Origin of the sequence: Achromobacter anxifer, from assembly GCF_903652925.1 — a bacterium.
Lineage (GTDB): Bacteria > Pseudomonadota > Gammaproteobacteria > Burkholderiales > Burkholderiaceae_B > Achromobacter > Achromobacter anxifer.
This window is the reverse complement of record NZ_CAHLAR010000010.1, coordinates 248,951-261,952: the sequence shown is the minus strand read 5'-3', so window position 1 is coordinate 261,952 and position 13,002 is coordinate 248,951. Positions and strand designations below refer to the sequence as shown.

At 66.5% G+C, this 13,002-nt stretch carries 14 protein-coding genes; 10 read left to right on the top strand and 4 right to left on the bottom strand.

Going from position 1 to position 13,002, the window contains the following annotated elements; translation table 11 throughout:
• The 8 genes from tolQ to HWY37_RS27160 all read left to right on the top strand — a co-directional run bounded on the left by tolQ (position 1) and on the right by HWY37_RS27160 (position 6,825).
• Entirely contained in the window at positions 1-681 is a 681-nt protein-coding gene (gene tolQ, locus HWY37_RS27195) for a protein TolQ (protein ID WP_042796387.1), read from the top strand.
• Complete coding sequence (locus tag HWY37_RS27190; protein ID WP_042796386.1) at positions 681-1,142, top strand: ExbD/TolR family protein; 462 nt, start codon at positions 681-683, stop codon at positions 1,140-1,142. The genes tolQ and HWY37_RS27190 overlap by 1 nt, the downstream gene beginning before the upstream one ends.
• Positions 1,143-1,181: 39 nt before the next feature.
• Positions 1,182-2,327 carry a cell envelope integrity protein TolA gene (gene tolA / locus HWY37_RS27185; RefSeq protein ID WP_175209995.1) on the top strand — a complete coding sequence of 382 codons (1,146 nt, stop codon included), beginning with the start codon at positions 1,182-1,184 and terminating at the stop codon, positions 2,325-2,327.
• Positions 2,328-2,343: 16 nt separating this feature from the next.
• Positions 2,344-3,666, top strand: a complete 1,323-nt coding sequence (gene tolB / locus HWY37_RS27180) for a Tol-Pal system beta propeller repeat protein TolB (RefSeq protein ID WP_175210015.1) — start codon at positions 2,344-2,346, stop codon at positions 3,664-3,666.
• A gap of 31 nt (positions 3,667-3,697) precedes the next feature.
• Entirely contained in the window at positions 3,698-4,198 is a 501-nt protein-coding gene (gene pal / locus HWY37_RS27175) for a peptidoglycan-associated lipoprotein Pal (RefSeq protein WP_175209997.1), read from the top strand.
• A gap of 85 nt (positions 4,199-4,283) precedes the next feature.
• On the top strand, positions 4,284-4,973 hold the full coding sequence (ybgF, locus tag HWY37_RS27170) for a tol-pal system protein YbgF (protein ID WP_175209999.1): 690 nt from the start codon (positions 4,284-4,286) through the stop codon (positions 4,971-4,973).
• Positions 4,973-6,016, top strand: a complete 1,044-nt coding sequence (locus HWY37_RS27165) for a FecCD family ABC transporter permease (protein WP_176090270.1) — start codon at positions 4,973-4,975, stop codon at positions 6,014-6,016. The genes ybgF and HWY37_RS27165 overlap by 1 nt, the downstream gene beginning before the upstream one ends.
• Positions 6,013-6,825 carry an ABC transporter ATP-binding protein gene (locus HWY37_RS27160; RefSeq protein WP_176090269.1) on the top strand — a complete coding sequence of 271 codons (813 nt, stop codon included), beginning with the start codon at positions 6,013-6,015 and terminating at the stop codon, positions 6,823-6,825. The genes HWY37_RS27165 and HWY37_RS27160 overlap by 4 nt, the downstream gene beginning before the upstream one ends.
• 22 nt (positions 6,826-6,847) lie before the next feature.
• Here the strand turns inward: HWY37_RS27160 and HWY37_RS27155 are convergent, their stop codons facing one another.
• Positions 6,848-7,345, bottom strand: a complete 498-nt coding sequence (locus HWY37_RS27155) for a YbaK/EbsC family protein (protein ID WP_042797546.1) — start codon at positions 7,343-7,345, stop codon at positions 6,848-6,850.
• Positions 7,346-7,475: 130 nt separating this feature from the next.
• Between HWY37_RS27155 and HWY37_RS27150 the strand changes: the two genes are divergently transcribed.
• The gene (locus tag HWY37_RS27150; RefSeq protein ID WP_176090268.1) at positions 7,476-8,285 is read left to right on the top strand and encodes an alpha/beta fold hydrolase; all 810 of its coding nucleotides are present in this window, start codon (positions 7,476-7,478) and stop codon (positions 8,283-8,285) included.
• Between the two features lie 160 nt (positions 8,286-8,445).
• Here HWY37_RS27150 and HWY37_RS27145 read toward each other — a convergent pair whose 3' ends face one another.
• On the bottom strand, positions 8,446-8,916 hold the full coding sequence (locus HWY37_RS27145; protein WP_175210005.1) for an Lrp/AsnC family transcriptional regulator: 471 nt from the start codon (positions 8,914-8,916) through the stop codon (positions 8,446-8,448).
• A gap of 243 nt (positions 8,917-9,159) precedes the next feature.
• Between HWY37_RS27145 and HWY37_RS27140 the strand changes: the two genes are divergently transcribed.
• Positions 9,160-10,116 carry a DMT family transporter gene (locus HWY37_RS27140; RefSeq protein ID WP_246302411.1) on the top strand — a complete coding sequence of 319 codons (957 nt, stop codon included), beginning with the start codon at positions 9,160-9,162 and terminating at the stop codon, positions 10,114-10,116.
• Between the two features lie 16 nt (positions 10,117-10,132).
• Here the strand turns inward: HWY37_RS27140 and fusA are convergent, their stop codons facing one another.
• Both fusA and HWY37_RS27130 read right to left on the bottom strand, forming a co-directional pair.
• A complete protein-coding gene (gene fusA, locus HWY37_RS27135; RefSeq protein WP_176090267.1) occupies positions 10,133-12,244 on the bottom strand; it encodes an elongation factor G in 2,112 nt (703 codons plus the stop codon).
• 272 nt (positions 12,245-12,516) lie between these two features.
• Entirely contained in the window at positions 12,517-12,981 is a 465-nt protein-coding gene (locus tag HWY37_RS27130) for a universal stress protein (RefSeq protein ID WP_175210008.1), read from the bottom strand.
• Between the last annotated feature and the right edge of the window lie 21 nt (positions 12,982-13,002).

The following is a 13,002-nucleotide window of genomic DNA, read 5'->3' as shown; positions in this document are numbered from 1 at the left end:
ATGCAAGTCACCAACGACATGTCGTTGCTTTCGCTGATTTCGCACGCCAGCGTGCCGGTCCAGCTGATCATGCTGATGCTGTTGGGCATTTCGATCATGTCCTGGACCTACATCTTCGCCAAGCGCCTGGCGATCAAGCGTGCCCACGCCCAGACCCGCCGTTTCGAAGACGACTTCTGGTCGGGCGGCGACCTGTCCATGCTGCAGCAGGCCGTGGCCTCGCGCCGCGATGAACAGGGCGCGCTGGCCCGCATCTTCGATGCCGGCATGACCGAATTCCTGAAGGCCCGCCGCGGCAATTCGTCCGGCGACGCCACCGCCCTGCTGGACGGCCCGCGCCGCGCCATGCGCGCCGCCTACCAGCGCGAAATGGATTCGCTGGAGTCGCACCTGAACTTCCTGGCCTCGGCCGGCTCCGTCTCTCCGTATATCGGCCTGCTGGGCACGGTCTGGGGGATCATGCACGCCTTCATCGGCCTGTCGAACATGCAGCAGGCCACCCTGGCCTCGGTGGCTCCCGGCATCGCCGAAGCCCTGATCGCCACCGCCATCGGCCTGTTCGCGGCAATTCCCGCGGTGGTCGCCTACAACCGCTTCACGAACGACATCGACCGCATCTCGATCCGTTTCGACAGCTTCGTCGATGAATTCCTGAACATTCTGCAACGGCAGGTGCGCTAATGCCCTCGGTAAGCTCACGCGGCAGGTCCGGCCGCCGCATGAAGGCCGACATCAACGTGGTGCCGTACATCGACGTGATGCTGGTGCTGCTGGTCATCTTCATGGTGACGGCCCCCCTCATCACGCCCGGCCTGATCCAGTTGCCCTCGGTCGGCGCGGCCTCGGACGTGCCGGTCAAGCCTCTGGAAGTACAGATTTCGGAAGACGGCAAGATCGCCCTGCGCGTGCGCGAACCCGGCGCCACCATGCAGGACATCGCGCGCCCCGAACTGGTGGCGCAAGTGCGTTCGCGCATTACCGCGGAAACGCCGGTGGTCATCGCCGCCGACGGCAAGGTGCCGTATGAAACGGTCGTGAAGGTCATGGATGAGCTTCGCACCAACGGCATCACCCGCCTGGGCCTGTTGGTGGATCAGTCCGCCGGCGGCGCTTCCCAGCCCGCACCCGCGAAAAAACGCTAACGCGACGCCTTCCGCCGGCGCTGCCGGCATGCAACGCTCATGACGCCACCCATTATTCGACACCGCAGCGGCCCGCCAGCCACCCCGCCCAACCACGACAACCGGAAGGCATTGATTCTGGCCGTGGCGGTGCACGTGCTGCTGCTGATCGTCTTGATCTTTGGCGTGAACTGGCGCTCGGAGAACCCCGGCCCCGTGCAGGTGCAACTCTGGGCAGACGGCAACTCGCCCGACTCCCCGCCGCCCACGCCCCAACCCGAACCCCAGAAGCAACAGCCCAAGCCGGAGCCGAAGCCCGAGCCCAAGCCGGAACCGGAGCCTGAAAAGGCGCCCGAGCCGCCGCCCCCGCCTCCTCCGCCCAAGCCTGAACCCCAGGTTCAGCCCAAGACCGAGGAAGTCGATCCCGAAATCGCGCTGCAGGAAGCCAAGAAGAAGCGCGAACAAGAGGAAAAGGCACGCCAGGCCGCCGAGGCCGCCAAGGAAAAGGCGCGCCTCGACGAAGAGCGCAAGCAGGCCGAGCTGAAGGAAAAGAAGCGCCTCGAACAGGAACGCCAGGCCGCCGAGAAGGCTGCGGCGGACAAGGCCGCTGCTGATAAGGCCGCCGCCGACAAGGCTGCCGCGGAAAAGAAAGCCAAGGACGACGCCGCCAAGAAGGCCGCGGCGGAGAAGGCTGCCGCCGACAAGGCTGCTGCCGAGAAAGCCGCCCAGGAAAAAGCGGCCGCCGAAAAGGCCGCCGCCGAGAAGAAAGCCGCGGCCGACAAGGCTGCCGCCGAAAAGAAGGCCAAGGAAGAGGCCGCCAAGAAGGCCGCCGCCGACAAGGCGCTGAAGGATGCCTTCCGCAACGACGCCCTGGGCGCCGCCGGCATCCCTGGCGGCACGGCCGACCGCAACCAGGCGGGCGGCGGACGCGACAGCGGCTATGGAGCCAAGGTCCGCGCCTGCGTGCAACCCGGGGTGGCGTATCCGCCCCCGCCCCGCAGCGGATCGGAAAATCCCACGGCACAATACCGGGTACAGTTAGGTTCTGACGGGAAGGTCAATGGCGTTACCTTGACCAGTTCTTCCGGCAACTCCGGCTTTGACCGCGCGGTCGAAACCGGTATCCGCCGTTGCAACCCCTTCCCGAAGCCCTCGACGGGCCGCTACGAACCCATTATTGACGTTGTGTACAGAATGTATGATTGACAGGAGATTGATGAATATGACTCCCGCTTATAGCCGACGAGTACCCCCCCTCGCTCTCTGGCGATCGTATGGACTCGGGCTGCTGATGCTGGCGTTGGCCTGCCTGATGGCCATGAAGCCCGCCCACGCGCAGCTGCGCGTCGATATCTCCGGCACCGGAGCCACCCAGTATCCCGTGGCCATCGCCGATTTCGCCGTCGATGACACCCACGGCCGCGCCCTGGCCGAAGTCATCCGCGCCGACCTGACCCGCACGGGCCAGTTCCGCCTGATCAACGCCGCCGGCTCCGGCCTGAACGTGGACTCCCCCATCGCGCATGATGACTGGCGCGGCAAGGGCGCCGACTTCATCGCCTACGGCAGCATCGTCCGCGGCGCCGACGGTCGCTACGACGTCCGCTACCGCCTGGCCGACACGGTCAAGAAGAGCCAGCTGGACGGCGTGGCGTTCTCGGGCACCGAGCAGGAACTGCGTCGCGTGGCCCACCAGATCGCCGACCGCATTTACGAAAAGATCACCGGCGTTAAAGGCGTCTTCTCGACCCGTATCGCGTACGTGCTGAAGAAGGGCGCCACCTACGAACTGCAGGTGGCGGACGCCGACGGGCAGAACCCGCAAGTCGCCCTGCGTTCGCGCGAGCCCATCATTTCGCCGTCCTGGTCGCCCGATGGCACCAAGCTCGCCTATGTGAGCTTCGAATCCGGCAAACCTGTCGTCTACGTGCACAATCTGGCAACCAGCGCCCGCGCGCCTGTCGCCAACTTCAAAGGCAACAACAGTGCACCTGGCTGGTCGCCCGATGGCAGCAAGCTGGCGGTGGCTTTGACCCGCGATGGTTTGTCGCAAATTTACATCGTTGGCGCGACTGACGGCTCGAATCCGACGCGAGTTACGCGTTCTCCCGGGATTGACACCGAACCGAGCTTTACGCCAGACGGGGCTTCCATTATCTTTACGAGTGACCGCAGCGGCGGGCCGCAAATCTATCAGACCGGCTCGAGTGGTGGCGAAGCTCGCCGCCTCACGTTTAATGGTGGTTACAACATATCACCCCGAATTTCCCCCGATGGATCGACGCTACTGTACGTTGCAAGACGCGACGGCGCGTTTCGTATCGCATCGTTGAACCTGTCCTCAGGCTCCGAGACTTTGCTGACTGATGGTCGTGACGATCAGTCCCCGAGTTTTGCGCCAAATGGAATGCAAGTCCTTTACGCCGCCATCCAAAATGGCCGTAGCGTGCTTGCAGGTGTCTCGAGCGATGGCCGCGTACGGCAGACGCTTTCGGTACTGAACGGGGAAATACGTGAACCGACTTGGGGCCCATTTACCCGATAACACGTGTGACTCTCTTTGCAAAGGAACTATCATGAAGTCGCGCATTGCCAAAAGCCTAACCATCGCCGCTCTGGCCGCCACCCTGGCAGCTTGCAGCTCCGTCCCTCTCGACGATAAAGCGGGTCAGGGCGGAGGCGCTGGCCAAGGATCCTCGGCCTCCGGCCAGATCCTTGATCCCTTTAACCCCCAAAGCATCCTGGCGCAACAGCGCTCGGTGTACTTTGACTTCGACAGCTACACGGTGTCGGACCAGTACCGCAGCTTGGTCGAGACCCACGCCAAGTACCTGGCCTCGCATCAGCAGCAGACCATCAAGATCGAAGGCAACACCGACGAACGCGGCGGCGCTGAATACAACCTGGCCCTGGGCCAGCGCCGTGCCGACGCCGTGCGCCGCATGATGACCCTGCTGGGCGTCAGCGACAACCAGATCGAAACCATCAGCTTCGGTAAAGAAAAGCCGAAGGCGACTGGCACGTCGGAAGCCGACTTTGCGGAAAACCGCCGCGCCGATATCGTCTATCGCCGCTAAGCTTTTCGTATAGTCTAGAGCCCTACCACGCGTCGGGACGGTCAACCGGCCGTCCCGACGTTTGCTTTTATATCCGGGAATTTTCATGCGCGATAACGTTCTGTCCCTGCGTCCTCTGATTGCGGCCACCGGCCTGGTGTTTGCGGCCCTGGCGGCGCCCGCCCACGCCTTCTCCGACGATGAAGCCCGCCGGGCCATCCTGGATTTGCGCCAACAGGTGCAGCAGCAGAACGAGCAAAGCCAGCGCGCCAAGCTGCAGCTGGCCGATCAGATCCAGGCCCTGCAACAGGAAGTCGCCCAGTTGCGCGACCAGCTGGAACTGGTGTCGCGCCAGCAGCCGTCCGCCAAGCCGGGCGGCGCCGCGGGCAGCGCGAATCCCCCGGGAGCCTCCGCGGGCGACGCCCAGGAGCAGGCCGCCTATGACGGCGCGATCGACCTGTTCCGCAAGGGCCAGTACAAGGAAGCGTCCGAATCGCTGGCCGCGTTCACCGCCCTGTATCCCGCCAGCCAGCTGGCGCCCAGCGCCCAGTTCTACCTGGGCAGCAGCCGCTATGCGCTGAAGGACTTCAAGGGTGCCATCGAGCAGTTGAACGCCATGGTCCAGAAGGCCCCGGACAATGCGCGCGCGCCCGACGCCCTGCTGGTCATCGCGGGCAGCCAGATCGAAATGAACAACCGCGCCGGCGCCAAGACGACGCTGCAGCGCATTGTTCGCGACTACCCGACCACGCCGGCCGCCAGCACGGCCAAGAGCCGCCTGCAGCTGCTGCAGTAATGCCTCCAGCCGCAAGCGCGGTTGCCGCTTACCGGCACATCCTGCGCCGCCGGGCAGGGCTTATCGCTCTGCTACTGGCGGCGCTTTTCATTGCGCTGCTGATCGACTTCACCGTGGGCCCCTCCGGCCTGCCCTGGCGCGAACTATGGCAGACGCTCACCGCCCCGTCCGCGGCCGATCCGACCACCCGGGTGATCGTGTGGGACATCCGCCTGCCGTCCGCGCTGATGGCCGCGCTAGTCGGCATGGCGCTAGGCATGGCCGGCGCCGAAATGCAGACCATCCTGAACAACCCGCTGGCCAGCCCGTTCACGCTGGGCGTGTCGTCGGCCGCCGCCTTCGGCGCCTCGCTGGCCATCGTGCTGCAACTGGGCCTGCCCGGCGTGCCCGTCGGCTGGCTGGTGGCGGGCAACGCCTTCCTGTTCGCGCTGTTGGCGGCGCTGATGCTGGATGCCGTGACCCGTTGGGGCGGCATGAACACCTCCGGCGTGGTGCTGTTCGGCATCGCCATGCTGTTCACCTTCAATGCCCTGGTGTCGCTGGTGCAGTTCATGGCCAGCGCCGAGGCGCTGCAGAATCTGGTGTTCTGGACCATGGGCAGCCTGTCGCGCTCCAGCTGGACCACCGTGGCCGTGCTGGCGGCAGCCTTCGCGCTGGCGCTGCCATTGGCCATGCGCCAATCGTGGAAGCTGACCGCGCTGCGGCTGGGCGAAGACCGGGCCGCGAGCTTCGGCGTGGACGTGCGCCGCGTGCGCGTCGCCGCGCTGGCGCGGGTCAGCCTGCTGTCGGCGCTGGCCGTGGCCTTTGTCGGAACCATAGGCTTCATCGGACTGGTCGCGCCGCACATCGCGCGGCGGCTGTTCGGCGAGGACCACCGGTTCTTCCTGCCGGGCAGCGCGCTGGTGGGCGCGGTGATCCTGTCGCTGGCCTCGATCGCCTCCAAGAACCTGGTGCCGGGCGTGATCGTGCCGGTGGGCATCGTGACCGCGCTGGTCGGCATCCCCTTCTTTGCGTCGGTGGTGCTGCGCCGGCAAATGCCATGAGCGCGACGTCCAACGCCCCGCTTCCTTCCGCGCTGGCCGTGCAAGGCCTGACGGCCGGCTATGGGCGGGCGGACGTGCTGCACGAACTGTCGATCCCCGACCTGCCCGCGGGTCAGGTGACCGCCCTGCTCGGCCCCAACGGCAGCGGCAAATCCACCCTGCTCAAGGCGCTGGCGGGCCTGGTCCGCGCGCGCGCCGGCGCAGTGGCGCTGGATGGCCGCGACCTGCTGCGCCAGAGCTTCGGCGAACGCGCCCGCCACGTGGTCTATCTGCCCCAGGGCCTGCCCGCCGCCGTGCATCTGCGCGTGTTCGAGTCGGTGCTGGTGGCGGCCAAGGCCGGCGACGGCCTGGCCACGCCGGTGGACATGCAGGCCATAGACCGGATGCTGGAGCGGCTGGGCATCGCCCATCTGGCCTTGCAGTACCTGGATTCACTATCCGGCGGCCAGAAACAGCTGGTGGGACTGGCGCAGGCGCTGATCCGGCACCCGCGCGTGCTGCTGCTGGACGAACCGCTGTCGGCGCTGGACCTGAATTACCAGTTCCACGTCATGCGGCTGCTGCGGCAGGAGACTCAGGAACACGGCCTCATCAGCATCATCGTGCTGCACGACCTGAACGTGGCGCTGCAGCACGCCGACCGGGCCGTCATGATCCATGGCGGCCGGCTGCATGCCGCGGGCTTGCCGGCGGACGTGATCACACCGGCCTCGCTGGCGGCGGTGTACGGGGTGGAGGGGCGAGTGGAAACCTGCTCGCGCGGCCTGCGGCAGGTGCTGATCGACGGGCTGGAAGCGCACCCGCGCTGATTGCGGGCGCCGCTACCAGGCCTCAGGCGCGCAGCGCCACGTCCACGACCGGCGCTCCGGTCATGTCCGCCAGTTGCCGCGGAGTCAGGTTGAACACCGCATGCGGATGTCCAGCAGCCGCCCACAGGCTGTCGTAGTTGAACAGGTCCGCGTCCAGCAGCATCACCGGCTTGACCGCGTGGCCGATGGGGCAGACGCCGCCGATCGCGTAGCCGGTCATGTCGCGCACGAACTTCGCGTCCGCCTTGGCCAGTTCGCCCACCTGCGAGGCCACCTTGGCCTCGTCCACCCGGTTCGCGCCGCTGGCGATTACCAGCACCGGCGCGTCGTCGGCGGCGCGGCGGAAGATGATGGACTTGGCGATCTGCGCCACTTCGCAGCCTAGCCCCGCCGCCGCTTCCGCCGAAGTCTTGCCGGTCTGCGGCAGGACGACCACGGGTTTGTCATGCCCCAGTTCCAGCAGCAGGCGGGCGACGCGCTGGGCGGATTCGGGCAAGGCGGCAAGAGACTCAGGGGACATCGGGGCAACTCCGTTGAATTGGGGAATCGGCGCGGGCAGCGCGCCGGCACATCCGGAAAACGAGTTTATCAGCGCCGGGACGCGACGCCTGCGGGCTAGAATGCGGACCTGGCTTTCCCATACGACACCCATGCGTTCCGAACCCGTACTGCCCCTGCAAACCGCGCTGATCGGCGGCTACGCCATGTCCTACACCGAGTACGGTAGCGGCGCGCCCCTGGTGCTGGTGCACGGCTCCCTGTCCGACTGCCGCTACTGGAAGTCGCAGATGGCGCCGCTGGGCAAGTCGTTCCGCGTGCTGGCGGTGTGCCTGCGCCGCTACTGGCCCGAGACCTGGGACGGCGAGGGCGACGGCTTCTCGATCGAGCAGCACGCCAGCGACGTGCTGGAATTCATCGATACCGTGGCTGGCGGTCCGGCCCATCTGGTGGGCCATTCGCGCGGCGGCCGCGTGGCGCTGCAAGCCGCGCTGCAACAGCCCGGCGCGCTGCGCAGCCTGACGCTGGCGGACCCGGGCCTGCCCCTGCCCGGCGACGACGACCTGCGCGGAGGCTTTCGCCAGCGCGCGCTGGCGCTCATCCGCGACGGCGAGGTGGAAGCGGGCCTGGCGCTGTTCGTCGACACCGTGACGGGCCCCGACACCTGGCAGCGCATGGTGCCCTGGTTCAAGGACATGGTGCGCGACAACGTCGGCACGCTGTTCGGCCAGGCCGAGGAAAAGCCCGAAGCGCTGACGCCCGCGCAGATCGGCACGCTGAAGCTGCCGACGCTGCTGATCGGCGGCGCCCTGAGCCCCTCGCCCTACCCGGCCGTGCTGGACGCGCTATCGCAATGGTTGCCGCAGGCGCAGCGCGTCACCATCACCGGATCGTCGCACGGCATGAACCTGGGCAATCCGCGCGCGTTCAACGGCGCGATCGAAACGTTCATCGGCGGCTGACGCCGCCCCACGCCGCGCGTCAGCGCCCGCCAGCTAGCCCTTCGCCTGCAAACGGCCGGACAGGGGCGCCCAAGAGGCGCCCCTGAAAAGTGCCCCTGAAAAGTGCCCCTGAGAAGTGCCTCTGAGAAGTGCCCCGAGAAGCGCCCCTGAGAGGCGCCCCTCAGGGCTCGACCGACGGCGTGTGCTTCAGCCGCCGCAACACGAAAGTGGAGCGGCTGTGGCGCACCCCGCGCAGCTTGTACAGCCGCTTGCGCAAGAATTCCTCGTAGCCCTCGGTGCCCGCGACCGCCACCTTGATCAGGTAGTCGTATTCGCCCGTCACGAGAAAGGCCTCGACTACTTCCGGCAGCCGCGTGATTTCCTCGCCGAAGCGCGCCAGCGTATCGTCGTCGTGGTGCTCCAGCGTCACCTCGATCATGACGGTGTCCGGCAGGCCCAGCGCCTTCTGGTTCAGCAGGGCCGCGTAGCCCTCGATCACGCCCGCCTCTTCCAGCGCCTTGACCCGGTTCCAGCAAGGCGTCGGCGACAGCCCCACCTGTTCAGCCAGCTTCAGATTGGTGAGGCGACCGTCCGCGCGCAGGGCGCGCAGGATCTTGCGGTCGGTTTCGTCGATTTTGGGCGGAGAGGACATGGCGGGCGTAGATGCTGGAGAATATCTCTTAGAAATCGAATTTTACAAGATAGATATTTTCCACATTCCGTAAATATGGCGTGAATCAGGAAACCTATTTTGCCTTCCTGCCCGTAGACTCTCCTGCAAGACGCCGCCTATCCCGGCCGTCCGATTTCGGCGTCCACGCTGCGGCACAACCCAGCGCAGACGCCGGCAGTTTCAACGCAGCACGCCGCGCGCCGATCCGCGCGGCAGGAAACCATGTCACTCGCAGCAGCAGCACCCGCAAGAACCGGCCTGGGCCTGTCCGGCACGGCCATGCTTTTCACCGCTCCGGCGCTATTCGCCTCCAATATGGTGGCGGCCCGCTGGGCCCACGACGCCAACCTTCCCCCCGTCTTCCTGGCCTTCGGCCGCTGGCTGATCGCCCTGCTGATCCTGCTGCCGCTGGCCGCGCCCGCCTTGCGCGCGCACCGCCGGACGCTGTGGCGCGCCCTGCCCTCGCTGGCGCCGCTGGCGGTGCTGGGCATGGGGGTCGCGGTGGCGCCGCAATACATCGGTGCCCAGAGCACCAGCGCCACCAATATCGCCCTGATCTTCTCGTGCAGCCCGATCCTGGTGGCGCTGCTGGAAGCCCTGATCTGGCGCAAGCCGCTGTCGGCCCTGCGCGGCGCGGGCCTGGCGCTGGCCCTGGGCGGCGTGCTGGTGGTGCTGACGCGCGGCGACGCGCAAGTCCTGGCGCGGCTGGCCTTCGGCCAGGGCGACCTGTGGGTGCTGCTGGCCGCCACCGGCTGGGCCTTCTACACCGTGCTGCAAAAGCGCCTGAGCCTGCCGGCGGTGCCCGACAGCGCCCGGCTGGCGACCATGATGCTGGGCGGAGTGCTGGCCCTGGCGCCCTTTGCCGCCATCGAAACCGCGGCCGGCGCGATGCCGCCCTGGGGCGATCCGCGCCTGGCAGCGGTGCTGCTGTTCCTGGCGGTGGTGCCCAGCCTGGGCGCGTACTACGTGTACGGCCGGCTGATCAGCCAGGCCGGCCCGGCCACGGCGGGGCTGTCGATGTTCCTGGTACCGGTCTATGCCGCGCTGCTGGCCTGGCCGCTGCTGGGTGAAGCCCCGCAGCTGTTCCATGCCTACGGCTTCGTGATGATCCTGCTGGGCGTGAAGCTGGCCTCGTCGCGCATGCGCGCGGCGGGGAACGCAGCAGCCGCCCCCGCCTGACGCGCACGGCGCAGGCTCAGCGGCCCGTGCCCTGGGCCGCCATCACTTCCTGCGCCACCTGGCGCGGCGCCTCGGCATAGTGCTTGAACTCCATGCTGTAGGTCGCGCGCCCCTGGGTCAGCGACCGCAGGCTGGTGGAATAGCCGAACATTTCGGCCAGCGGCACTTCGGCGCGCACCAGCTTGCCGCCGCCCCCGGCGATGTCCTCCATGCCCTGGACCATGCCGCGCCGCGAGGACAGGTCGCCCATGACGTTGCCGGTGAAGTCCTCGGGCGTTTCCACCTCGACCTGCATCATGGGCTCCAGCAGCACCGGATCCGCGCGCCGCATGCCTTCCTTGAAGGCCATCGAGCCCGCCATCTTGAAGGCGTTTTCGTTCGAGTCCACGTCGTGGTACGAACCGAAGAACAACGTCGCCTTCACGTCCACCACTGGATAGCCCGCCAGCACGCCCGCGTTCAGCGCCTCGCGTATACCCTTGTCGACGGCCGGGATGAACTCGCGCGGCACCACGCCGCCCTTGATGGCGTCGACGAATTCGTAGCCTTTGCCGGGTTCCTGCGGTTCCAGCTTGAGCACCACGTGGCCATACTGGCCGCGGCCGCCGGACTGCTTGACGAACTTGCCTTCCACTTCGTTGCAGGTCTTGCGTATGGTCTCGCGGTACGCGACCTGGGGCTTGCCCACCGTGGCCTCGACGCCGAACTCGCGCTTCATGCGGTCCACCAGGATTTCCAGGTGCAGCTCGCCCATGCCGGAGATGATGGTCTGGCCGGATTCTTCGTCGGTGCGCACGCGGAAGGACGGATCCTCTTGCGCCAGGCGGCCCAGCGCGATGCCCATTTTTTCCTGGTCGGCCTTGGTCTTGGGTTCCACCGCCTGCGAAATGACGGGCTCGGGGAAGACCATGCGTTCCAGGATGATCACGTGGGCCGGATCGGTCAGCGTGTCGCCGGTGGTGACGTCCTTGATGCCCACGGCCGCGGCGATGTCGCCCGCATAGACCTCGGTAATCTCGCGCCGCTCGTTGGCATGCATCTGCAGGATGCGGCCCAGCCGTTCGCGTTTTTCCTTGATGGGGTTGAAGACCGAATCGCCCGACTTCACCACGCCGGAATAGACACGGAAGAACACCAGCTGGCCGACGAAGGGGTCGGTCATGATCTTGAAGGCCAGCGCCGAGAACGGCTCGCTATCGGTCGGATGGCGTTCGATTTCATGGTCGCGCTGGTCATGCCCCTTGATGGCGGGCACGTCCACCGGCGAAGGCATGTAATCGATGACCGCGTCCAGCATGGCTTGCACGCCCTTGTTCTTGAAGGCGCTGCCACAGAGCATGGGCACGATTTCGTTGGCGATCGTGCGCGCACGCAAGCCCTGCTTGATTTCGTCCTCGGTCAGCGGTTCGCCCGAGAGGTATTTTTCCAGCAGGGTTTCATTGGCCTCGGCGGCCTTCTCCACCATCTTGTCGTGCCATTCCTGCGCCTGCTCCTGCATGGCGGCGGGAATGTCGCGGTACTCGAAGCGCACGCCCTGGCTGGCCTCGTCCCAGATGATGGCCTTCATCTTGACCAGGTCGATTACGCCTTCGAAATGGTCTTCGGCGCCCACCGGCAGCTGGATGGGCGCGGCGTCGCCCTTCAGGCGCTCGGCGATCTGGCGCTGCACGCGCAGGAAGTCCGCGCCGACCCGGTCCATCTTGTTGACGAAGGCCAGGCGCGGCACCTTGTACTTGTTGGCCTGGCGCCAGACGGTTTCGGACTGCGGCTGCACGCCGCCCACGGCGTCATAGACCATGACCGCGCCGTCCAGCACGCGCATGGAACGTTCGACCTCGATGGTGAAGTCGACGTGGCCCGGGGTATCGATGATGTTGATGCGGTGTTCGGGGTAATTGCCCGCCATGCCCTTCCAGAAGGCGGTGGTGGCGGCGGACGTGATGGTGATGCCGCGCTCCTGTTCCTGCTCCATCCAGTCCATCACGGCGGCGCCGTCGTGCACCTCGCCGATCTTGTGGGTAATGCCGGTATAGAAGAGGATGCGCTCGGTGGTCGTCGTTTTGCCCGCGTCGATGTGGGCACTGATGCCGATGTTGCGGTATAGCTCGATACGCGTCTTGCGAGTCATGGCCTCTTCCCTTGCAGTGAACTACCGGGTGTGGGCGGCAAGCCCGACCGGGCCTTGCCGCGGCGGGCGCCATGCCGCGTAGTGTGCTTGAGAGTGGCGAAAGCGCGCCCGCACTGATCCACAAATATTACGCGCGGCGCGATAAGAAACAAGCCTAGTCCCTGCAAGGGCCAAGGATAAAAAAAAAGCCCCTCCAGCAGGAGGGGCTCGGTAGCCATGCACCGGCCTGGGGCAGCTCCGTGGAGCTTGCCGCGGCGGCCGATGCGGGCAGGCTACTTCTTTTCTTCCTTGACGCGGTACACCAGCACAGCGGTGCTGGCCAGCGACAGCACCTTGGCCGTGACGCTGCCCAGCAGCAGGCGCGACAGGCCGCTGCGGCCGTGGCTGCCGATGAAGATCAGGTCGCAGCCGGCGTCGGCGGCGGCTTGCACGATGCCGTCGGCGACGTTGAAGTTCGACACGGCGCGCGACTCGCACTTCACGCCGGCGGTGTCGGCGCGGTCGGTGATCTGCTTGAGGTACTTGTCGGCCTGCTCGGCGGAGGCCTTTTCGTAGTCTTCGTCGGTGATGGCGTAGGCAGCGGCCATGCCGTCGAAGCCGATGGTGGCGGCGAAGGGCTGCGTCACGTAGAGCGCGACGACTTCAGCACCCACGGAACGCGCGAAGCAAATACCGGCGTTGGCGGCTTGTGCGGACAGCGGCGAACCGTCGGTGGGAATCAGGATCTTCTTGAACATCTTGCCTGCTCCTGTCTGTAA